The sequence below is a fragment of the Leptolyngbya sp. AS-A5 genome (assembly GCF_039962495.1).
In the GTDB taxonomy this organism is placed as follows: Bacteria; Cyanobacteriota; Cyanobacteriia; order Leptolyngbyales; family Leptolyngbyaceae; genus Leptolyngbya.
Window position 1 is genome coordinate 1 of sequence record NZ_JAMPLL010000015.1, and the last position, 22451, is coordinate 22451.

General features: G+C 49.0%; 20 protein-coding genes. 10 read left to right on the top strand and 10 right to left on the bottom strand.

What is annotated here, in order from left to right; all coding sequences use genetic code 11:
- Window positions 1-515: 515 nt before the first annotated feature.
- The 6 genes from NC980_RS16740 to NC980_RS16765 all read right to left on the bottom strand — a co-directional run bounded on the left by NC980_RS16740 (window position 516) and on the right by NC980_RS16765 (window position 5229).
- Window positions 516-1094 carry a Uma2 family endonuclease gene (locus tag NC980_RS16740; RefSeq protein WP_190377183.1) on the bottom strand — a complete coding sequence of 193 codons (579 nt, stop codon included), beginning with the start codon at window positions 1092-1094 and terminating at the stop codon, window positions 516-518.
- A gap of 15 nt (window positions 1095-1109) precedes the next feature.
- Complete coding sequence (locus NC980_RS16745; protein WP_190377184.1) at window positions 1110-1931, bottom strand: ScpA family protein; 822 nt, start codon at window positions 1929-1931, stop codon at window positions 1110-1112.
- A 162-nt stretch (window positions 1932-2093) separates the two neighbouring features.
- Complete coding sequence (locus NC980_RS16750) at window positions 2094-2456, bottom strand: LapA family protein (protein ID WP_190377185.1); 363 nt, start codon at window positions 2454-2456, stop codon at window positions 2094-2096.
- Between the two features lie 64 nt (window positions 2457-2520).
- Window positions 2521-3603 (bottom strand): AI-2E family transporter, encoded by a 1083-nt coding sequence (locus tag NC980_RS16755; protein WP_190377186.1) that lies wholly within the window; start codon window positions 3601-3603, stop codon window positions 2521-2523.
- Window positions 3604-3609: 6 nt separating this feature from the next.
- Window positions 3610-4359 (bottom strand): DUF3153 domain-containing protein, encoded by a 750-nt coding sequence (locus NC980_RS16760; protein ID WP_190377187.1) that lies wholly within the window; start codon window positions 4357-4359, stop codon window positions 3610-3612.
- A 120-nt stretch (window positions 4360-4479) separates the two neighbouring features.
- Window positions 4480-5229 carry a ferritin-like domain-containing protein gene (locus tag NC980_RS16765; RefSeq protein WP_190377188.1) on the bottom strand — a complete coding sequence of 250 codons (750 nt, stop codon included), beginning with the start codon at window positions 5227-5229 and terminating at the stop codon, window positions 4480-4482.
- A gap of 177 nt (window positions 5230-5406) precedes the next feature.
- On the opposite strand from NC980_RS16765, the gene NC980_RS16770 reads away from it, so the two are divergent.
- From NC980_RS16770 to NC980_RS16785, 4 genes are all read left to right on the top strand, one after another.
- Entirely contained in the window at window positions 5407-6501 is a 1095-nt protein-coding gene (locus NC980_RS16770; RefSeq protein WP_190377189.1) for an ABC transporter permease, read from the top strand.
- A gap of 3 nt (window positions 6502-6504) precedes the next feature.
- Complete coding sequence (locus NC980_RS16775; protein WP_190377190.1) at window positions 6505-7452, top strand: ABC transporter permease; 948 nt, start codon at window positions 6505-6507, stop codon at window positions 7450-7452.
- A 304-nt stretch (window positions 7453-7756) separates the two neighbouring features.
- On the top strand, window positions 7757-9304 hold the full coding sequence (locus NC980_RS16780; protein WP_190377191.1) for an ABC transporter ATP-binding protein: 1548 nt from the start codon (window positions 7757-7759) through the stop codon (window positions 9302-9304).
- A gap of 66 nt (window positions 9305-9370) precedes the next feature.
- Window positions 9371-10255, top strand: coding sequence for a tetratricopeptide repeat protein (locus NC980_RS16785; RefSeq protein WP_190377192.1), 885 nt, complete (start codon window positions 9371-9373; stop codon window positions 10253-10255).
- Window positions 10256-10258: 3 nt separating this feature from the next.
- Here the strand turns inward: NC980_RS16785 and NC980_RS16790 are convergent, their stop codons facing one another.
- From NC980_RS16790 to dnaA, 3 genes are all read right to left on the bottom strand, one after another.
- Window positions 10259-11458 (bottom strand): DUF2252 domain-containing protein, encoded by a 1200-nt coding sequence (locus tag NC980_RS16790; protein ID WP_190377193.1) that lies wholly within the window; start codon window positions 11456-11458, stop codon window positions 10259-10261.
- A 95-nt stretch (window positions 11459-11553) separates the two neighbouring features.
- Window positions 11554-11958 carry a hypothetical protein gene (locus NC980_RS16795; RefSeq protein WP_199298559.1) on the bottom strand — a complete coding sequence of 135 codons (405 nt, stop codon included), beginning with the start codon at window positions 11956-11958 and terminating at the stop codon, window positions 11554-11556.
- A gap of 155 nt (window positions 11959-12113) precedes the next feature.
- Window positions 12114-13499, bottom strand: a complete 1386-nt coding sequence (gene dnaA, locus NC980_RS16800) for a chromosomal replication initiator protein DnaA (RefSeq protein ID WP_190377194.1) — start codon at window positions 13497-13499, stop codon at window positions 12114-12116.
- A gap of 173 nt (window positions 13500-13672) precedes the next feature.
- On the opposite strand from dnaA, the gene NC980_RS16805 reads away from it, so the two are divergent.
- The 6 genes from NC980_RS16805 (at window position 13673) to NC980_RS16830 (ending at window position 21627) form a co-directional block, all read left to right on the top strand.
- Window positions 13673-16339, top strand: coding sequence for a DEAD/DEAH box helicase (locus NC980_RS16805; RefSeq protein ID WP_190377195.1), 2667 nt, complete (start codon window positions 13673-13675; stop codon window positions 16337-16339).
- A 62-nt stretch (window positions 16340-16401) separates the two neighbouring features.
- On the top strand, window positions 16402-17577 hold the full coding sequence (locus tag NC980_RS16810) for an FIST N-terminal domain-containing protein (RefSeq protein WP_190377196.1): 1176 nt from the start codon (window positions 16402-16404) through the stop codon (window positions 17575-17577).
- 272 nt (window positions 17578-17849) lie between these two features.
- Window positions 17850-19370 (top strand): ATP-binding protein, encoded by a 1521-nt coding sequence (locus NC980_RS16815; RefSeq protein WP_242027005.1) that lies wholly within the window; start codon window positions 17850-17852, stop codon window positions 19368-19370.
- Between the two features lie 173 nt (window positions 19371-19543).
- Window positions 19544-20572, top strand: coding sequence for an HD domain-containing phosphohydrolase (locus NC980_RS16820; RefSeq protein ID WP_190377198.1), 1029 nt, complete (start codon window positions 19544-19546; stop codon window positions 20570-20572).
- A 263-nt stretch (window positions 20573-20835) separates the two neighbouring features.
- Window positions 20836-21033, top strand: a complete 198-nt coding sequence (locus NC980_RS16825; protein ID WP_190377199.1) for a hypothetical protein — start codon at window positions 20836-20838, stop codon at window positions 21031-21033.
- A gap of 108 nt (window positions 21034-21141) precedes the next feature.
- Window positions 21142-21627, top strand: a complete 486-nt coding sequence (locus NC980_RS16830) for a Tic20 family protein (protein ID WP_190377200.1) — start codon at window positions 21142-21144, stop codon at window positions 21625-21627.
- Here the strand turns inward: NC980_RS16830 and NC980_RS16835 are convergent.
- Window positions 21624-22415 (bottom strand): fumarylacetoacetate hydrolase family protein, encoded by a 792-nt coding sequence (locus tag NC980_RS16835; RefSeq protein WP_190377201.1) that lies wholly within the window; start codon window positions 22413-22415, stop codon window positions 21624-21626. The genes NC980_RS16830 and NC980_RS16835 overlap by 4 nt on opposite strands.
- Window positions 22416-22451: the final 36 nt, after the last annotated feature.

Here is a 22451-nt window from a genome sequence, read left to right on the forward strand (position 1 = left end):
GCAAAAGAGTTCTTCTAGACTAGACATGAGGGCAAATTGGGCGGGATTTTTAGCAATTTCAGCCTATCGAGTTTGCCCCTTTCTTGTCCCATTCCTTATCCCGAACTCAGGTTAACTACGTGATAGCTGAGGTCAAAACACTCAACCCTGAACCTCAAAGACTCATTCGCAAGTCTCAAAGACTCGTTGACGACTCTCAGAACCTCACGGACGAGTCTTAGAACTTCACGAACGAGGCTTAGAAACTCACGAACGAGGCTTAGAACTTCACGGACGAGTCTTAGAAACTCACGGACGAGGCTTAGAAACTCACGAACGAGGCTTAGAACCTCACGAACGAGGCTTAGAAACTCACGAACGAGGCTCAAAGACTCGACGGCGACTCTTAGAAACTCGATCGCGACTCTCAGAAGCTCACGGACGAGGCTCAGAGACTCGATCGCGAGTCTCTGAGCCTCGTCCGTGAGAAAAAATTGCTCATTTTTGTCCATCCCCTAAAACTTTGCAACTCTGATTCAGCGAAAAATGCGGCTGAGATCGAGAACAAGTCCGGGTAAGACCGTTTCACCAGAGAGCGTGAATGGGTTTTGTAAGATTTCGACGGGTTGACCTTGGCGGTAGATTTGAACTTGTTTTGTTTGTGGATCAATCAGCCAACCGAGCCGCACTCCATTGTCCATGTATTCCTGCATTTTCTCTTGAAGATCGCTCAAAGCATCAGTTTCGGATCTCAATTCGATCACAAAGTCAGGCGCGATCGGCGGAAATTTCTTTTGTTGTTCGGGCGTTAACGTACTCCAGCGATCGTACTCAATCCACGTCACATCGGGCGATCGATTAGCTCCATTCGGCAGTTTGAAGACCGTTGAAGAATCAAAAACAACTCCCAATTCTGTTTGTCGATTCCAAATGCTGACATCTGTGATCAAGTCTGCATTACGGTATCCTGATTCTCCTCCTGTCGGTGGCATGATAATTAATGCTCCGTTCGCAGTGCGCTCAAGCTTAAGATCTGGATTTTGCTGACAGAATTCGTAGAATTCATCGTCGGTGAGTTCGATCGTCGGACGCAGATTGATGATTAGTGCAGACATCGCTTATCCTCCTTGCTAATCCAGTAAGACGCTTTCTGCAAGCTCCATTGGTAAGCCGACCAGCGATTTCACTCGCAATTCTTGATAGAACTCATCCTGCGATAATTCCACTTTCGATTGAGCGGAAAGCAACAATAACGCCCAAAAGACACCCACGCGCTCATGATTCTCCGAATGATGTGGATCGATCTTATTGTTGCGCTCTTGCAGTGCCACCCAGAATTCTAGAACCAGTTCAAAATCAATCCAGTCTTGCCCTTTGGCAACTTCCGACCAGTAATCGGCGAAAAAGCCCTCGATCGCCACCGCCATTTCGGACAAATTTTCTTCGTGTGCAAGAGCAGCGATCGCTTTGACGGCTTCTGATCTCGGAATCTTGGTGCGCTTCGCTCGATGGCGCGGCTCTTTTTCTTCCAGCGCAGTGGCAATAATTTGCAGTTGTTCGATGAGTTCTTTGAGGGTGACGCGCCGCCGTTGAGGAGGTTGGGCGACGGCTCTGCGGCGTAACTGGCGCTCCAAATTGAGCGGCAAAGCCGTTTGACCCAACTCTAAAGAATCGAGAAATTCGTCACCTTCGGGAAACTCTGGAATCTCTGGAGTGATGTCTACTTGCGCTAAAGTGTTGGCTTTGAGCAAGAGCAGCATCGACGCATAGAGAAATGCTTGCCCCGACTGGGTGAGATTCGCTTCGTAGAGTTCTCGTCCGGTCGCCGGGGCAAGCTCACTCAGAAAGCGATCGATCACATCGATCACCTTCACATCCCACGGATCAATTTCACCGCGTTCAGCTAAATCAATTAAAAGCGCGATCGCGTCTTGAGCGAGAGAAACTGGCATAGATTGGGAGAATTAGCGAATCTTGACCCGTGCGAAATAAACAGCAGCCAGCACAATAAAGGCTAATAGGGTCAATGGTACACAAAAACTCCAATCTCGACTCGTTAACTCGTCTAGATTCAGAAATGCGAGGGGCATTAATAAGAGCGACATTCTCGCGTCCTACTGAGCGTAAATCTCGCGAGCTTCTGCATCTTGTACAGTCTGAGCGGCGGGTAAGAGGCGCTGCTGCTCTTCGAGTTCTGCTTTGTAGCGCTCAAGGTCATCTTCAAGCGCGTGGATGCGATTTTCGCGCACCGTCACTTCTTTACGAATTTCAACCATTCGCTGAACTTGCGACCAAACACTAAAGACCCACGCTAAAACCGCACCGATTCCACCCGCTAAAATTAGCTCGATCGACAAAGGCGCTTGAACTTGAATATCTTTGACGACATGAATCGTCGTGGGTTCGGTGTTCTCAATTCCGAAAAAAACCAGAGCTAAACAAATCACGAAAATGATTAAAAAGTTAATCTGTCTCATCGCTGATGCTCCAAATCACGCCGCTAGTCTAGCAAGCTTCGCTCCAAACTGATCAAAAGAAAATCTAATCAAGCGGTGGCAGTTTGGTTTCAGGTTCAACAATGATCGTAGAGTCCGCAAGCCGAATCGCATCGATCGTGCCCTTAATCGTGCCTGCGACGGGAACCGCAACAATAATTCCTAACACGCCCGCCACTTGCAGCCCGATTAACAACGCGATAAAAATCCAAAGCGGATTCAGCCCGGTAAAGTCTCCCATAATTTTCGGAGCAAGCAGGTTGTCGCGAATTTGCTGAAGAACGATCGCCGCAAACGCCACCTGCAACGCTAGCCAGCCACTCTGAAACGCGACCAACAGCGTTACCACTCCGATTCCAAGCGCCGCACCAATGAATGGAATAATTTCAGCAACACCGATGATTAAGGCAAAAACTAAAGTAAATGGAACCTTTAAAGCAGTAAATACGGGAATGACTGCTAATGCCATAAATAGCGCTAGAAGAATTTGGCTCAAGAAAAAGTTATGAAAATTCTTCCGCAGTGATTCACCAAAAGGCACAGCAAGCTTAGGCGGAATTAAATTAAGCAATCCCTGCCAAAGTTTTTCTCCATATAGCAGCATATAAAATGCCAAAACAATGACTAAGATTGTGTCTACTAATCCGGTCACTGTTCCCAACGCAAGACCTAATGCTTGCGGCGCAAAGTTTTGAATTTGGTTCTCGATTTGAGTGCTTAATCGACTGCCAAAACCTTTGAGATCGATCGGATAATTTCGCGCTTTTGCCCAACTATCCCAAGCATCCAAATTCAATCGACTCGATTCTAACCAACCGGGGATTTTTTCGAGTAATTGCGAGGTTTGAGCCAATAGAATCGGCATCAGAGTCAGCGTTAGGATTGCCAGAAGTGCGATCGTAATCAAAATGACGATCACGATCGCACCTTGGCGTTTAATTCTTACTTTTTGGAAAGCGCGGACTGGATAATCTAGCAGAAATGACAGAATTGCTGCAATCGTCAACACCGCAATTAAATGATCAAAATAAGTGAAAAGCTGGCTTAACAACCAAATATTCAGAGCAGCGATCGGGCCAATCAATCCAATCACTAACCATCGTTGTAAATCAGGTTGACGACGCGCCATAGTGTCTTAACTCGCTGGCTTTGCCGCAGGCGGTAATTGCTGATTTTTAAGATAGATTCCAACAGCAACGATCGCAGCAACAATTACAGTTCCAATTCCTAATGGGTTTAGCATCCAGAATGCAGCTTCAATATGATTTTGTTGTCCGGGCTGAAGCGTCCAGACTAACTGCTTACCCTCGCGACGGACAGCCCCTTTTGTGATGCTCTTCGCGCCCCAGGGTGCATCTAAGCTAAACTGCAAATCTAAAAGTGAATTTGGATTGACTAAAGCACTACCATCAGGAGCAGGGATACCAAGCGATCGTAAATCCACATCGTAAATTAATCGCGTCCGCTCAAATAGAATAAAATTGCCTTGTTTTACCACTAATTTAGAATCAATCTTCGGCAAATCTAAAGGCTTTTTGTTACGGATTTTCGCAGCTAGCTCAGCACTAAAATACTGATTAAATTTCTTCTCTAAATCCTGCCCATTGCTAAATGGAATGGTTGCCAAAACTTCTTGGCTTGAAAGTTTGCGCGTTTTTCCTTGCAGTCGTTTGACTCGCTGATCAAGGTTGGCTAACCAGGTTTGCGCTGTTCCGCTCGTAAACGTGCTTAAGCGATCGTCGAGTTGGATTCGCTGTACGATTGCGCCCCGGTTTGGGCTATCAAACTGAATCCCGACATCATAGTTGACACATCCAGTCGTCACCAGACAGACCACCAGTAAGATGACGCAATGTTTCAAAAACCGAGAGAGTTTTGCAATCATATCCGCAGGAACAATCGAGAAGAGCGATTTCTATGATGGCGCACGATCGGCGATCGTGGATAGTTCACTTCATCTGAATTAAGAAATTGCCCACTTCGATTGTTCCCACTTAAGAAGCGACTATGCCGCAACTGGCTCTGCTTGTGTCTCAGTCATATCGACAGGCGCACCTTCTTCCACCATTTGCGCCATCTTTCCGCCCTTGTTGATGAAGCCTTGCATCGCCGCAAGCATGGCATCCACTTTACGAGTGCGCCATTCATCAATCAGCTTTTGAGTTTCACGCGCTCCATATCGTCGCTCCATTGCTTCCCGAAGATAGGCTGCATGTCCGGTTTCATCCTGAGCAACGCTGATGATTCCTTTTTTCAAATTTGCGCTGACCGCATCATTGGGAAGTGCATCTGCAAGTCGTAAAAAGTCCTTGCTGGCATCGAGTTCGAGAATGTAAGTGCTGGCAAGAAACGTACTCCACTCTATATTCTGAGGTTTTAATTGCTCTTGAGAATAGCCCTTGAAATAAGCGTCAAAAAACGGACTCCGTTTTTCGCCGAGTTCGTCCAGCTCTCGCTCTCGCATCTTGCTAAAGTCCATCACGCGGCGATTCAGTTGTTTCAGCCCGTGAGCAAAGATTTGACCATGCCGCTTTTCATCGCTGGCGTGGCGATCGAGCCGTTCAGCTAGCCAAGTTTCTCCTTCTGTGGCGGCACGATCGCGGAGTGCTTGTAAAAACGGCACTGAACCCGATTCTGCCATCTGAAAACCAGCGATGAGATTCGGACGAGTTTTAGAGTCGCGAATGCTGCTCGACAGAATGTAAGCGCTTGCACCTGAGCCAATAATATGCAGAACTTGAGTTAAAAGATTCATAACGTAAAGTCAGAGATTGCTACTGCTCAGGCTAACGCGCAATTTTGAACGTGCAATCCAACGATGTGAGTAACTAACTTTGTCTATAAGTAACTAATTTTGTATTCGTGAGCAGGAGTACAATTTTGGCGCAGTAAACGAGTAAAAATATGGGGAATTCAGCGATAGGTTGTTGAGATGCTCACTGTCGGAAATTGGCGCAAAACCTTGGAGGCGATTTGTATCCCGATCGCGGCTCTACTCTTCGCACTGGTTTTGTTTGGAATATTTTGCTTTGCTGCGGGTGCAAATCCCTTTGAGGTTTATTCTGCAATTTATCAAGCTGCCTTTGGGAACTGGTCGTCGTTTCAGAACTCTCTGCTTCGAGCGGCTCCATTGATGCTGACTTCGCTCTGTACAGCCTTGCCCGCTCGTTTGGGATTGGTGATCATCGGCAATGAAGGGGCGTTAGTCATCGGCGGAATTGCAGCGACGATCGTTGGACTCTCCAGCCTGAATCAAGCGCCTGCGGTCGTTACGCAAGTCTCGATGGCGATTGCGGGCATGATCGGGGGCGGACTGTGGATTGGAGCAGTCGGAGCGTTGCGTCATTACCGCGCCGTCAATGAGACCATCAGCAGTTTGTTGATGAACTATATTGCGATCGCGCTGTTGAATCATCTGGTTGGAGGCCCGATGCGCGATCCGAGTTCGTTGAATAAACCCTCTAGCTACGCGATTCCGGATCTTGATCGCTTAGGCGCCATTCCGCTATTTCCTAGAGTTCACTACGGATTAATCTATGGAATTTTTGCCTGTGTGATTGCTTATTTTCTGATTCAGCGCACAACGTTTGGATTTGCGGCGCGGACGGCAGGTGGCAACGTCAAAGCAGCGCGAATTGCCGGGCTTCCCGTCGGACAGTTAACCCTGGCAATTTGCTTTCTTGCGGGGTCTTGTGCGGGACTGGCGGGAATGGTTGAGATCGCCGCCGTGCATGGACGCGCAAATGAATCTCTAAACGCCAATTACGGATATTCGGGAATTCTGGTAGCATTTGTCGCCCGAAATAATCCGATCGCAGCCAGTATCATTGCCATTCTATTTGGTGGAATTCTCGCAAGCGGCAGTATCTTGCAGCGACGATTGGATTTGCCCGATGCAACAGTCTTTGTCTTACAAGGCTTAGTTTTTCTTGTGGTGCTGTATAGCGAATCGCTGTACGGACGGTTCAAAATTTTCAAAGAACCAGAACCAAAAATGCCCGCAACATCAGCCATTCAGGGAGGTTAACACATGGCGACAGAAGCGATCGGATGGTGGGGAGTGCCCTTAGCGATTGTAGCGGGAACGCTGCGAGGAAGCGCACCCTTTTTGTTTGTCAGCTTAGGGGAATGTTTGACCGAGAAAAGCGGCAAGATTAACCTCGGTTTAGAAGGCAATTTGCTGCTGGGCGCGATGAGCGCTTATGCAGTGTCGTATCTGACTCAAGGCACCGTTGGGAGTGCAATCTCTCCTTGGCTCGGTGTGCTGGCGGCGGGAATTGCCGGAATGCTCTTGGCATTCATTCATGCTTGGTTATCTCAACAGCCAAAGGTGAATGATGTTGCGGTGGGCATCGCGATGATTATTTTCGGCAGTGGACTCGCGTTCTTTTTGGGTAAACCGTTTATTCAGCCTTCTGCACCCGGATTACCGTCGATCGGGCTTGCCGATTGGACAGGCATTTCGCAAATGCAGCAGACTTTCAGGATTAACTTATTGTTTGTCTTGGGAATTGCGATCGCGCCGCTGATGTCGTGGTTTTTCAAAGCTACACGCTGGGGGCTGTTCATCCGAGCCGTCGGCGATAATCCTGATGCAGCATTGGCGATGGGGATTTCGATTTCTAGGGTGCGGATGCTCTGCATTATGGCAGGCGGATTTTTGGCGGGAATTGGTGGAGCGTATTTGTCGCTGTATTATCCCGGAAGCTGGTCGGAGCGGATTTCGAGCGGTCAGGGTTTGATGGCGGTCGCGCTGGTGATTTTTGCCCGATGGAATCCGGTTCAGTGTTTGTGGGCTTCGATGCTGTTTGGTGGAGCACAGGCGATCGGGCCTTCGCTACAAGCAGTCGGAATTGACGGGGGTACCTATCTGTTTAATGCAGCACCGTATGTTCTGACGCTGGTGATTATGATTTTGACTTGTTCTCCAAAACGCACAATTTCGGGTGCGCCGGGGGCATTGGGAACGCTGAATTAATCCAATTTCTCAATTCTCAGTTTAATTTCTCGATTCTCAGTTTAATTTCTCGATTCTCAGTTTGATTTCTCGATTCTCAGTTTCGTTTCTCTAAAACAGACTTGATTTTTCTCAAACAATTCTGTTTTCTCTAAAACAATTCTGGTTTCTCGATTCCCAAACCGATTTCTCTAAAGCAATCCTGGTTTCTCCAAAACGATCTTGGTTTCTCTAAAACAATTTTGGTTTCTCGAATCCGTACAGCCATTCCGCCAGAATTACGGAATGGCGTGTACAACCCGACAAAGCGATCGCATCTAAATCTATGACAACCGCAACTGAACTTTCCATATCAAACACTCAAAACCTCCCGCCACTGCTCGAAGTTCGGGAAATGACCAAGCGCTTCGGAAGCTTTACGGCGTTGGATCACGTCTCGATGACGCTCAAGCCCGGAACCTTTCACGCGCTTTTGGGGGAAAACGGAGCCGGAAAAAGTACACTTGTGAAGTGCATTATGGGCTTTTACACCCCCACAAGCGGCAGTATTCAGCTAGATGGACAAGACTGCACGATCGCTTCTCCCCGCGATGCCCAGAAATACGGAATCGGCATGGTGTATCAGCACTTCACCTCGGTTCCAGCGATGACGGTTGCAGAAAATTTGGTGATTGCACGATCGGGCGGCAATCTAGTGATCAACTGGAAAGCGGAAACAGAAAAGCTGGCGGCATTTATGCAAACTTCTCCGTTTCAGTTACCCCTAGACGCATCGGTTTCACAGCTAGCAGCAGGCGAAAAACAAAAGTTAGAAATTCTCAAGCTGCTTTATCTCAAAAGCAAAATTCTGATTCTGGACGAACCGACTTCAGTTCTCACCCCGAACGAAGCCGACGAAATTCTCGGATTGCTGCGGGAACAAGTGAGCGCAGGACAACTGAGCGTTCTGCTCATCAGCCACAAAATGCGCGAAGTCACAGGCTTTACCGATGAAATTACCGTTCTGCGGCGCGGCAAGCTTGCAGGCACGGGCAGCATGAGTGTTCTAGCCGTTCCCGATATTACTGAAATGATGATGGGCGAACGGCGGGAGGCGCAACCCGTCGAGAAAGTGCCGCACGATAATCCGGTTCCGGTGCTCGAAGTTCGCGATCTTCATGCGGATAAAGACAATGGACTCGAAGCGGTTGCAGGTATCAACCTGAATGTTCGTAGCGGCGAAATTGTTGGCATTGCAGGCATCTCCGGCAACGGACAGCGCGAATTTGTGGAGGTCTTAGCGGGACAGCGCACCGCAACATCGGGCGAAGTCATCGTCAACGGGGAACTCTATCAGGCAAGCCGATCGCAAATGTTTCAGCATGGCGTATTTCTCTTGCCCGAAGAGCCGCTAAAAAATGCCTGTGTGCCGCATATGAGCGTGGCGGAAAACTTAGCGCTGAGAACGTTCGATCGTCCCCCTCAATCAAAAGGCTTACTGCTGATCTTCAAGGCGATTCGGGAAGCGGCGCAAGGGCTGATTCAACAGTTCAAAATTAAAACGCCTTCTCCAGAAACCCCGGTACGAAATTTATCAGGCGGTAACGTCCAGCGAACGGTTTTAGCGCGGGAACTCTCGTCGGATCACGTCAAGCTCTTGATTACTGCAAACCCCTGCTTTGGGCTAGATTTTGCGGCAGTCGAAGACATTCATAACCAGATTCTTCAAGCGCGGAATCGCGGTGTTGCAGTGCTGCTCGTCAGCGAGGATTTAGACGAACTGCTAAAACTGTCCGATCGTATCCTCGTCATTAGCGGCGGACGATTTTTATACGAAAGTACAATTGCCAATGCGGACTTTAATGAGATCGGACGCAGTATGACTGGGCACTAATAAGAAGCACACGGCGATGCTGTAGAAAATTTACAGAGCGATCGCCGCTTCTGACTAGATGCCTTTATGAAACTATTTTGGCGATCGTTGCTTGCACCGCATTTCGCGTTTGCGGTCTTCTTGACTCCACTGCTCATCGCACCAGCCGAAAGTCTTGCCCAAGTAACACCTCCGGCGCTTGCAGAAGAAACTCCTCCAAGCCATCGTGCTTTTGAGCAAGGATTAAGGCATCTCAAGAACCGGAGTTATCTAGCCGCGATCGCAGAGTTTAATCGTGCGATTCAGCTTGATCCCAATTTCAAAGAGGCGTACAGCGGACGGGGGTTCGCACAACTGCAAAGCGGTGAACTCTCACAGGCGCTCGAAAGCTATCGTCGAATTTTGCAAATCGAGCCGAAATCTGCGATCGCTTATTCGGGTTTGGCGCTGGTGAGAGCGCGATTGGGTGACGATCGCCAAGCAAAGCTGGATACCGAGAAAAGCGCGGCGCTACTCGCTCACCAAACAGCCCGACATCTCTATCACAGTGAATTGAGCATGCTTGAACTTTCCGTCGCGACTGCCGGACGACCTTCAAAAGCTCAAATGTGGGCGCTAATTGAACAAGGAAATCGCCAAATTAACGATCGCAACTTTCGGGCAGCCTTGACCACGCTTAACCAGGCAGTTGAATTAATGCCTTCGGGATCAGAGCGTCCTTATATTGATCGTGGAGTTGCGTACTTTGGGATGCAGGACTATCGATCTGCGATCGCTGATTTCTCGACTGCGCTTCGGTTCAATCCGTTCTACGTCAAGGCGTATGAGTACCGCGCCCGTGCCTACGAGCAGGCCGGACAAGCTCAAGCCGCTCGCGCCGATATGCAGAGAGCGATCGAGTTAGCGCGGCAGTTTGGCACTCAGGCAATGTACGAGGAGTTGATAGCGCGGCAACGACAAGCAAGACAGTAAGAATTACACCTCTTCCGCCTGGGTTTTGAACTCCTGATAATCCTGTTCAACTTGTGCCGCATACGATCGTGCATAATCAATCACATTCGGATGCCATTCTTGAGCAGTTTGAGAAAACGCGATTAGATCATCTGCGATCGCAGAGTTTTGTCGTCCGGTGCTCCGCATTTGTCCCCAAGCGGTCACTTCTGCCATTGTTTTGATCACTTTTTTAAGCTGCTTCGTTTTGCCATCTTTGCTTTCAAGATTGACTCGATCGGCAGTCGGCTGAAGCTCTCGCAGAACGTAAGGTTGATTCCCAATTAGTAAGGAAGTCAACAACGCGGGCGGAGATTCTTGAAATCGGTCTTGGATGGCGGTTATTCGATCGGCTTCGTTTTTCCAGTTAGGCTGTGAATAAGGCGTATAAGGTTGTAGCGAAGACGATCGGGCAGCCTTGAGATCTAGTAAATAATTCTGATTCGGTGAACCGTTGCCCTCAACCAAAATCACATAGCGATCGAGTCCCAAACTCCCAGTCCCCGCAACCCGGTGCATCACATCCAGAACTTGATAAAATTCCGGGTTCGGTTGGGTCGCGGCACATTCGGCGATCGCGTCCGTCACTTTTTGACGTTCGGCTTCGGTTACAGGTGTAGTTTTACCTTCGATCAGTTTGAGCGATCGCTGTTTGCCTTTAACTTCAGTTCGCTCATCTAAGAAATCCTTGCGTTTTCGCGTTTTCAAATTATCGATTAACTCTTTCACCAATCCCGTTGAAATTTCGCTGTGTACGGTTCGATCTTTTCCGGTTGAGAGTTCTTTTGTATAGATTTCAAGGAAGTAGTCACAAAGCGCAAGTGCATCTTCATCACTAATATTCAGCGTATGAGCACCGACAATAATACTGGTTACAAGTCGCGTAATATCCCACGTACAGGGGGCTAACAGCGCCTCATCAAAATCATTCACATCGAAATAAACGAGACGATCGTCTCCTTTAAACGTGCCGAAATTCTGCAAATGCAAATCGCCACAGATCCAAACAGGCGGAGCCGATCGAAACATGCCCTCCACAGGCAAATCCTGATAAAACAGATGGCAAGTTCCTCGCAGAAACCCAAACGCATCTTTTTGCATCGTTTTGTATTTCAGCCTCAGCAATTCGAGATTGCGTCCTCGATTGAATTCCCGAATCTGATCGACAACAGATTGATTTGGCATTTGCAGAGATTTGCTCAGAAATTAGGTTCCAATTTTAACAATCGGATCTGCGATAGCCTAATCTCTGAAGATTAATTTCAACATCTCCAATCTACTTAGCCCCGTCCTTTTAGTCCTGGATAGTCCGGGTAATATCTGACAATTTCCACCGTTTGCGGCAACACACCTACCATCAGCGCAAACGCCTCACTCGGCAACCGCGCCACCATTTCCGCACCAAAATAGTTCTCAAACTGATTCAAAATCATTTGCGCCCGCTGAAACGGCATCGGATTGTCGGTAATCTGCTGCGTCAGGCGAATCCACTGACGGCGAATTAGATACGCCTTCTGGCGTTCCTCATGCGCTCTCGGATCAATGAGTGGCGACGAATCCCCGACCTCGATCACCGCCTTACAATCTCGATCAAACAGGTTGCCGACCGCTGCTCCCGGCCCTGCAAACTCAGCGTGAAATTGCTTAAAAAGAATTAATCCATTTCGTCTACGGCTATTCACCATTAGCAGTTGCCCCTGGTGAAGCTGAGACAGAATATCAGACACGATCTTAAAAAAATAATTAGGGGGCTTGTGTGATTACAATCTAAAAGCTTTTTTTCATTCTGTCATGGGTAATGGACAGTTCTCGAACAGGACGATCGCTATATTCGATACCATCACTTTCGCCCTTGGCTCGCAAGATTAATTCGATCCCCAAGCTGGCGTAAAGTCTGCGCCATACTGGAATCTTTCTCTTTAAGCTGTCCGATCTTTTCGCAGCTATACATGACGGTTGTGTGATCTTTGCCACCAAAGACCTCGCCGATTTTGGGCAAGCTTAGCTCGGTGTGATACCGCATCAGATACATGCCAACTTGCCGCGCTACGCTGATTTCCCGGCGGCGCGAATTGCCTTTGAGGTCATCGATCGACACCCCAAACGCTTCGGAAACCGCCTGAATCACCACTTCCGGCGAGGCTTCAACCTTTTCAACCGGAGGATTGAGCACTGGGGCAATATTTTGCACAGTCATCGGCAAGCCAGAGATCGAGATATAGGCGACGGCTCGAATTAATGCCCCTTCTAGCTCCCGAATATTCGAGGTATAGCTTGAGGCAATATATTCGATCACCTCACGCGGCAAGCGCATATTCTCGTATTCGGCTTTTTTCTGCAAGATTGCCATCCGGGTTTCGAGATCCGGCGGTTGAATATCTGCAATCAACCCCATCGAGAAGCGAGAACAAAGCCGTTCTTGCAAACGAGGAATCTGATTGGGGGGACGATCGGAAGCCAGCACCACCTGTTTGCCCGCTTCGTGCAGCGTATTGAACGTATGGAAGAATTCTTCCTGGGTGTATTCTTTGCCCTCAATGAACTGAATATCATCGACCAGTAACACATCCGCTGCCCGATAACGATCGCGAAAACTCTGTAAGTCGTCTTTGCGAATTGCTGTAATCAGATCGTTCGTGAATTTTTCAGTTGAGACATAAAAGACCTTGGCATCTGACGAAATTTCGATGCGGTAATGCCCGATCGCTTGCATCAAATGCGTTTTGCCTAATCCAACGCCACCACAGAGAAAGAGGGGATTGAACTCGCGCCCCGGAGATTCCGCCACCGCTAGCGATGCTGCGTGTGCCATGCGGTTATTTGGCCCCACGACCAAACGCGAGAACACATACTTCGAGTTGAGATCGGCTGAACTGCTCGATCGCGCCGCCAGCACCGGTAATTCCGGCTGCGCCGAAGACTCGATTACAAACGGGTAAAACAAATCCGTATCGTCACCTTCTGCGTTCGGCACAAAGCGAAACTGCACCTCAACGGGTCGCCCTACGATACTGTGAACGGCTTCTTGAACCGTCTTCATGTAATGCTTCTGAATCCAGTTCTTCGCAAACGGATTCGCCGTTCGCAGCGTCAAGCAATTCTCGGTCAACTCCTCTGGAACGGCAGTTTTGACCCAAGTGTCAAAGGTTGGCGGACTAAACTTGAGCTTCAAAATTTCCAGCACTTGCGACCACATCGCATCGATCGACGAGCTTTCTACCGCCATATTTCCGCTCCGAACCCCAGACCAAAGCATAGAATAATTTACTCTACTTTGCCGGTGAGCGGATAACGAAGTGCTTAAGATCTCTTAGCGACCGAGAGTGAAAGTCAAGAACTGCAATCCTCGCGCTAGGATAAAGAAGTATTTTCCTTGATTTTTACAGCTTACTCCCTGTTGTGAATACTCCCTCTCCTAGAGTCGATCTTGCTCAGCTTTATCCGTTTGAACTCGATGAATTTCAGCTCCAAGCGATCGCGGCTCTAGAAGCGGGAAAATCTGTTGTCGTCTGCGCTCCTACAGGCTCAGGAAAAACATTAATCGGGGAATATGCGATTCATCGAGCATTAGCAGCAGGTCGGCGCGTCTTCTACACCACCCCGCTCAAAGCGCTTTCTAATCAGAAGCTCCGGGATTTTCGCGATCAGTTCGGAGCCGAGAACGTTGGACTCCTCACCGGCGATGTCTCGATTAATCGCGATGCCCCCATTCTGGTGATGACGACCGAAATCTTCCGCAATATGCTGTACGGAACGCCGATCGGCGAAGTGGGAACCTCTCTAGTGGGTGTCGAAGCCGTTGTGCTGGACGAATGTCACTACATGAACGATCGTCAGCGCGGGACAGTTTGGGAAGAGTCAATTATTTACTGCCCGTCGGAAGTTCAGCTCGTTGCTCTTTCTGCAACGGTCGCAAATAGCGATCAACTCACCGACTGGATTGCTCAAGTTCACGGCGCGACAGAGCTAATTTATTCTGATTTTCGTCCAGTTCCGCTTCAGTTTTCGTTCTGCAACACGAAAGGGCTGTTTCCCTTGCTGGATGAATCGGGCAAGCGCTTAAGTCCCCGCTTAAAGCCAAAGCGAAGTGAATACCGCCCCAGAGGCGCAAACCAGCGGGGCGCACCTCGTCCAGAGTGTCCCAGCCTCAGCTTTGTGATCAGTCAGCTTGCAGCCAAAGATATGCTGCCTGCGATTTATTTCATTTTCAGTCGGCGCGGCTGTGATAAAGCGGTGACAGAACTCGACAATCTGACGCTAGTGAATGAAGCAGAAGCCGCACAACTGAAAGAGCGAATTGATGCGTTTCTCGATCGCAACCCCGAAGCAGGTCGCGCTGGACAAGTCGAACCCCTGTATCGCGGAGTCGCTGCCCATCATGCGGGAATTTTACCGGCTTGGAAAGGTTTGGTCGAAGAACTGTTTCAAGAAGGCTTGATCAAAGTCGTCTTTGCGACTGAGACGCTTGCGGCTGGAATCAATATGCCTGCTCGAACCACAGTCGTTTCCAGTCTGTCTAAACGCACTGATGCCGGACACCGCCTGCTCAATCCGTCTGAGTTTCTGCAAATGTCAGGGCGAGCAGGACGGCGCGGCATGGACGATCGCGGCTATGTCGTTACAGTGCAAACTCCATTCGAGGGGTCAAAAGAAGCGGCATATCTTGCAACCTCCGGAGCTGATCCGTTGGTGAGCCAATTTACACCGAGTTACGGCATGGTGTTGAACTTGCTGCAAACGCATTCGATCGAAGAAACCAGAGCCTTAATCGAACGAAGCTTCGGGCAATATCTTTCTACGCTCTATCTGCGACCGCAGCAGCAGGAACTCGAACGCTGCAAACTTGAACTCAAACAACTGCAATCGATCGTCTCTGAGGTGGATTGGAAACTGCTTGCTCAGTACGAAAAACTGCAAGAACGCCTCAAAGAAGAAAAACGCCTACTTAAAACGCTGCAAAATCAAGCGGATGAAATGCAGGCGGGAGAACGAGCGATCGCGCTACAGTTTGCGGTTGCGGGTACGATTTTGGCGCTCAAGGGTGACGGAGGCACAATCATTCCTGCCGTTCTCGTCACGAAAGTTTCTGGCTCTGGTCAGTTTCCTTATCTCGTCTGCTTAGGACAGAACAATCGCTGGTATGTTGCCTCGGTTTCAGATGTTGCCGCCCTGCGCGGTGAAATTCCTCGCTTAAAAGAGGTCGATCATCTTACACCACCGCCAGAACTGGTGCTCAAGGCTGGACAAGCCCGCAAAGGGACAGAAGACAGCTTAGCGATCGCCGAACTCGTTCCCGATCCACCCGGGCTACCCGACGAAGCACCTGAAGTCTACGCCCAAGGGCAACGCCTCAAAGCCGTACAAGCCCAAATCGAAGCGCATCCTGTTCACCAACGGGGCGATCGTCCGCAAACGCTCAAACGTCAACGCAGGATGCAAAGCTTGCAAGAAGAGATCACCGATCGTCAAGCTAAACTCGACGAAAAAACGCAGCGTCACTGGGATGAATTCGTCGCGCTGATCGAAATCTTGCGGCGATTTGGCTGCCTCGACGACTTGATTCCCACAACTCTCGGACAAGCGACCGCAGCAATCCGGGGGGATAACGAACTCTGGCTCGGTTTAGCGCTGATGTCTGGTGATCTCGATCATCTTGACCCACATCATCTCGCCGCCGCCTGTGCTGCACTGGTAACTGAGGTTTCACGTCCAGACACCTGGACACGTTACGATGTCTCCGAACCAGTGCTCGAAGCCCTGAGCGAACTCCGCAGCATTCGTCGTCAACTGTTTCAGATCCAACGCCGTTATGAGGTTGCTCTTCCCGTCTGGCTCGAAGACGAGATGCTGGGACTGGTAGAGCAATGGGCGCTGGGCACAGACTGGTTAGAACTATGCAGCAATACCAGCCTCGATGAAGGCGATGTCGTCAGAATCCTACGTCGCACCTTAGATTTGCTCTCTCAAATCCCCCACACCCCACACCTCACACAAGCGCTACGCTCCAACGCCAATCGCGCCATTCAACTGCTCGATCGCTTCCCGGTGAATGAAGGGGTGGAGTAATTTTATGTCCGCGAGAGTATACATTGGGCACTCTAAGTTTGAAGTGTTTTCAAAAACTTGTAATGGGAACTCAAGCTGGGGTTGGAATTAGTCATCTTCGCAACGTCACCCAAGCCGCAAAAGAAGCAGTACAGAAAGCGCTCAGCGCTGCCCACATCGATCAACCGGATTTCGTTTTTCTCTTTGCCTCGCTTGGATACGATCAGCAAAAATTGGTTGAAATCGTGCGTCAAGCCACCGGAAACTGCCCTTTAGCGGGCTGTTCAGGGCAAGGCGTTATTGTGCAAAACGAAGCCGATGAATCGAATTTCTCGATCGCAGTGATGGTAATTCGCTCCGACGAAATTCGCTTCACCACTCGGTATGCGGTGGGATTGAAAGACGATGCCACCGAGGTTGGAAAAACGATCGCCAGTAAATTATCGGTTGATCTTAGCGATGACAGCCAAGCGATGTTCGTGTTCACCGATGGTATGGCGGTAAATTTCGATCTCCTACGTGACGGCATCGAATCGGAACTACCGCGATCACTTCCCATTTTAGGGGGAGCCGCAGGCAGTGATGCTGAAATGCGGGAGACGTTCCAATACTGCAATGATCAAGTGTTTTCCGATGGAGTCGTTGCCACGCTGATTTCCGGCCACTGCAATTTGGTTTGGGCGCTGAATCATGGCTGCGTTCCGATCGGCTATGAGCGTAAAATCACTCGTGCTGAAGGGAACCGAATTTATGAAATTGATGGTCAACCCGTACTCAACGTGCTGAGAGAGTATCTCACCGACGAAGAAATCAAGGCGTGGGATCGAACGATCGTTGCCTTTTGCTTTGGGCTGAAAGCACCCAACGAGGCACAAGACGAATTTTTCATTCGATACTTGCCCAGTAGAGATGAAGTCACAGGTTCCGTAACGCTGCAAACCGAAGTTGTAGAAGGAAGTAGCATCTGGATTACTCGCCGCGATGTCGAGAAGATTACACAAGGCATTGATTTAATTGCTCAAACTGTGAATACGCAACTTGGCGATCGACCTGCGAAGCTGATCTTCCAGTTTGATTGCTACGGACGCGGAAAATCTGTTTTAGGTGAAGTGAAAAAGCAGCACCTTGAGCAACATTTGCAGCAGCAGGTTGGTACCTCCCTTCCCTGGATTGGATTGTACACTCACGGCGAAATTGCTCCACTTCAGAATAGAAATAGCTTTCACAACTACACACTGGTTCTTGCAGCAATTTATTAACGCAAGTTCGACAGATTCTTCGCTGCGGTTTACGCGGCTTCTTGCCGCCTAAATCCTCCACTCGTGGGGACTTTAAGAGTTAGTCATCACTAAAGTCTAGAAAATCTCTTTGCTCTTAGTCCCCCACAAGTGGGGGACTAAGAGCAACCCGGATGCAGCATCGAAGCGAATTCTTTTTATCAAATTTAGGTATATTCAGCGTCGAGCGAATTCTTTCTGTCGAACTCGCGTATTCTTCAGCAGCCTCAGTACGCTTGTCGATATTGATTTGTATGCTTCCTTTATCCTCAACTGAGCAAGAGATTGTCCGGCTTCGAGCCGAGAATCAGCAGCTTTCTGAACAAGTCAAACGACTCGTTCGGGCAGAGCGCCGCATGATTGAATCCCAAGAAAAACGCGATGCTCAAGTCGTCACGTACCGACGACTGAATGAAATCGGTAGACAGTTTAGCCGAACGTTTTCAATCGCTGAAATCTTTCAGCGCACTGTGCAATTCGTCGTCTACGAATACAATTTTGAGCGTTGTCTGATTCTACATAGAAATTCTGAGCAGGTCTTCACCGTAGAACAGTGTGAAGGCTACTACGACGATGATTCTGCGATCGCATCTCTTGTCCTTGCTTGGCAGCATCCAGCCTTCCAGCCGCTTGTGAATGGAGCAGAATTTATTCTGGTGCAGCAAGACAACGATGACTCGGTGCTGCAAGACTTGAGCCAACAGATCGAGATGGACGAGTTTGTCGGCTTTGCGATCGGGAAACCCTCGCTGCCTGAATTTCTGATTCTGATTGGCAACAGGCGTACGCGAGCCAAATACCATCAGCGCATTCAACCGGATGACGACTCGCTTCTCGGTCTAATCAATCTGCTACAGAGCGTTCGATCCGCCATTGGCCAAGCGAATCTTTACATTCAAATTCGCGATCGCGCCTCAGCCCTCGAACAAACGCTACAAGAACTACAGCAAGCCCAGAGCCAATTGGTTCAGAGTGAGAAAATGTCGAGCTTGGGTCAACTGGTTGCCGGAGTCGCACATGAGATCAATAATCCCGTCAGCTTTATCTATGGCAATCTGGTTCATGCCAGCGAGTACGCAGATGAATTGATTGGGTTACTCAAGCTGTATCAAGCTTGCTATCCGCAGCCAATGCCCAACATTCAAGCCAAAGCCGCAGAAATCGATTTAGAGTTCTTGCTGGAAGATCTGCCAAAACTTTTGATTTCAATGAAAGTGGGAGCCGATCGTATCAAAGAAATTGTTGCATCCTTGAGGACGTTCTCGCGCATGGACGAAGCCGACTGTAAAGCCGTCGATCTTCATGCTGGAATTGATAGCACCTTAATGATCCTGGAGTATCGTACAAAGTCAAGCCCGCGCCGAAAAGCGATTGAGATTATCAGGGAATACGGCAACCTCCCGCTCATTGAGTGTTATGCCGGACAACTCAACCAAGTATTTATGAATCTCATCAGTAACGCGATCGATGCTCTAGAAGAATATACTCAACAGCACCCGAACTTCAGTCCTCAAATCAGAATCACGACTGCATTACTCGACTCAACCTTAGTCGTTATTAGCATCAGCGACAATGGCATCGGGATTCCAGAACCAATTCAATCCCGGCTTTTCGATCCCTTTTTCACCACAAAGCCTGTTGGAAAAGGAACAGGCATGGGGCTTTCAATCAGTCATCAAATTATTACAGAGCGTCACAAAGGTCACATTGAGTGCATTTCAAAGCCAGGAATGGGCACCGAATTTAGAATTACCATTCCTTCACAATCCCAGTAACAAGCACGAATTCACCACAATTAAAGAGTTCTCTCCGTAGAATACCTGATTGCTTTAGCCATAACTTTGCTCATACTGACAAAAGGGCTAGAAGAGCGTGTCGGGTCTTTCTTAAAGCGCTCAAGTCATTTGCCCACCTTACAAACTGTTTCAGTGACGTAGGCATTGTCTTTGTGAACGACCTGGACTTAGAGCGACCCAGAATTTTAGTCGTAGATGATCATTCTTCAAGCCGGATGACGGCTGTGGCGCTACTGACGATCGAAGGCTACGACGTGATCGAAGCCGAGAGCGGCGCTTCAGCGTTAGCAAAACTGCACCAAGCCGCTCCAGATTTGATTTTGCTCGATGTGATGATGCCAGGAATGGACGGCTACGAAGTGTGCCGCCGCCTCAAGGAAGACGAGCAGACTCGTTTAACTCCGGTTGTCTTTATTACGGCACTCGACGATCGTCGATCGCGCTTGCAGGGAATCGAAGCAGGCGGCGATGACTTTCTCACGAAACCTTTTGATCAACTCGAACTCTCTGCGCGAGTCAAATCGCTAGTTCGACAAAAACGGCTCAATGAAGACCTCGACCACGCAGAGAAAGTGTTATTTTCGATCGCTCGCACCGTAGAAAGCCGCGACCCCAACACCGGGGATCATTGTGAACGATTGGTATTGCAAGGAAAAGCGTTTGCAGAATACTTAGGGTTAACGCGATCGCAGATCCGCGATTTGATGTGGGGCGGCTACCTCCACGACATTGGCAAAGTCGGCATTTCAGACGCGGTGCTGCTGAAAAAAGGCAGTCTCACCGTAGAAGAGTTCAGCATTATGAAACAGCACGTCCTGATTGGCGAAAAAATTTGTCAGCCGCTACGGACGATGCGAGGCGTTTTGCCGATTATTCGGCATCACCATGAGCGGTGGGATGGTTCTGGATACCCAGATGGCTTGAAGGGCGATGACATTCCCTTTCTGGCGCAAGTGTTTCAGGTTCTCGATATTTACGATGCGTTGACGAGCGAACGTCCTTATAAAAGAGCATTTTCTTCTGAAGAAGCCCTGAGAAAAATTGTTAAAGAAACCAACCAAGGCTGGCGCAATCCAGAGCTGATCGAAGCCTTTTGCAGCTTTATTCAAGCGATCGAGATGCAAACGACGAATGAACTGGTTTGGTTTCAAAAGTACATTAAGCTTGAGAATCACGTTTAGGCGAAGAGGCTATGGCGAATCCTGTTTGAGTGGTCAGCGCTAAAAGAAGTGAAGTAGAGAGTGGGGGGCTAAAAAGGGAACGACATCTCACTCCCCACCTAAATTTAAGATCGCTATATCTTTCTTTTTGGGAAAGCTGCTTTAGAATTGGTGTAATGCTTCCTTGAGTCGATGAACGCAGAAACGGCAAAGCAATGCTTCAACCCATCATCTGAAGCAGGTTTGAATTTAAGTTGTTATTTAATTGAAATGTTGGAGGCGCGATGTTAGTCATTCTAGCGGGCGATCAACTCCTTTCAGTACACCAGGTCTGTCAAGGCTGCTTAATGGCAGACCAAAGCGGCCAACCCCGATGGCGACAAGGGCAATTGCGCTGCGGTCAAGCGATTAGCCGATTGGGTGAAAAGCTGCCAGCGCAGTTTGAGTGCCAAATGGGATTTAGAGTCGCCAATATCGAGTAATCGTTGGCTGTAGACGTGATAGGCGGAGACTGTGTTCTTTCATCGTCAGCGAAGTGCGTTATTCTGGGCATAGCTTATTTGCATGACAACGCTTAGGAGAATTTAGTTATGTCGTGGCGCGGATCTACAACGGTGTCCGATCGCATCTTTGCTTCTCTGGTCTATCTTTTGCCGCTGTTAGATGTCCTGCGCTTTGTGGGACAGATTCTGAGGCTCACAGGCTCTGTTCTGAGTCCACTCATTGTGCTCGTTGAAACGCCGCTCAGACCTCTCCTCTCGATTTACACAGGCTTTGTCCCATTTATTGTGTTTATTGCGCTGTTTGCTCTCGTTGTGCGAAACGAAAACATTCCGCACTTTATCCGATTCAATACTTTACAGGCGATCTTCTTTGGAATTGTGCTGAGCTTGGTCGAGATTATCTGGCAGTTTGCACTCTCTCCAGTATTCGGGACACTGCTTACCCAAACGTTGTTCAATGCCGTTTTCTTAGGCATGATTGCAGCAGTTGGATACTCGATCGTTCAGACTATTCTAGGGCGTTATGCCGAGATTCCCACGATTTCGGATGCCGTTTACACCTACGTCCGCTAATCCTGTAATTGGGTTTGATAAAGCGGCGATCGCAAGCTGACTCCATTTTCGAGAAATCCAATCCCTTCGATTTCAACTCGAACGCGATCGCCTGCTTGCATTGCCCCCACGCCTTCTGGAGTTCCGGTGAGAATTACATCTCCCGGAAGCAGGGTCATAATTTGGCTGATGTATGACACAAGCCTATCCGGTGAGAATACCATGTCTCCGATCGAAGCCGACTGCACCGGCTGATCGTTGAGAAAGGTTTGCAGCCGCGCATTGGGATTGATTTCGCGCACGATCCAAGGACCTAGCGGACAGAACGTATCGAAGCCTTTAGCGCGTGTCCACTGCCCGTCTTTTTTTTGCAAATCTCGCGCTGTGACATCGTTAGCGATCGTGTAGCCCCAGATTTTGCTGTGCGCTTCTTGGGCAGGGCAGTCTTTGACGCGATCGCCGATGACGAGTGCTAATTCGCCTTCATAGTCAACCCGTTGAGATTGCGCGGGATATAGAATTTCGGCATTCAGTGCAATCACCGTCGTTGGAGGCTTGAGAAATAAGAGCGGCTCTTGGGGAACTGGAGTTCCCATTTCTGCAGCGTGGTCTGCGTAGTTTTTGCCAACGGCGATGAGTTTTGAGGGCGCACAAGGCGCAAGCAGATGGTAGTTGGTGAGTCGCTGATCGGTCGGTTGTCCTTTTAGCCAAGGGGGAGCGTCTAAAACCTGAACGGTGCGATCGATTTGCAGCAATCCATAGTAGATTTTGCCATCAGGAGTTTGAACGCGGACATAACGCTGTGCCATAAGAATAACCAGAATCGATAGGGGTAGACCAGATCA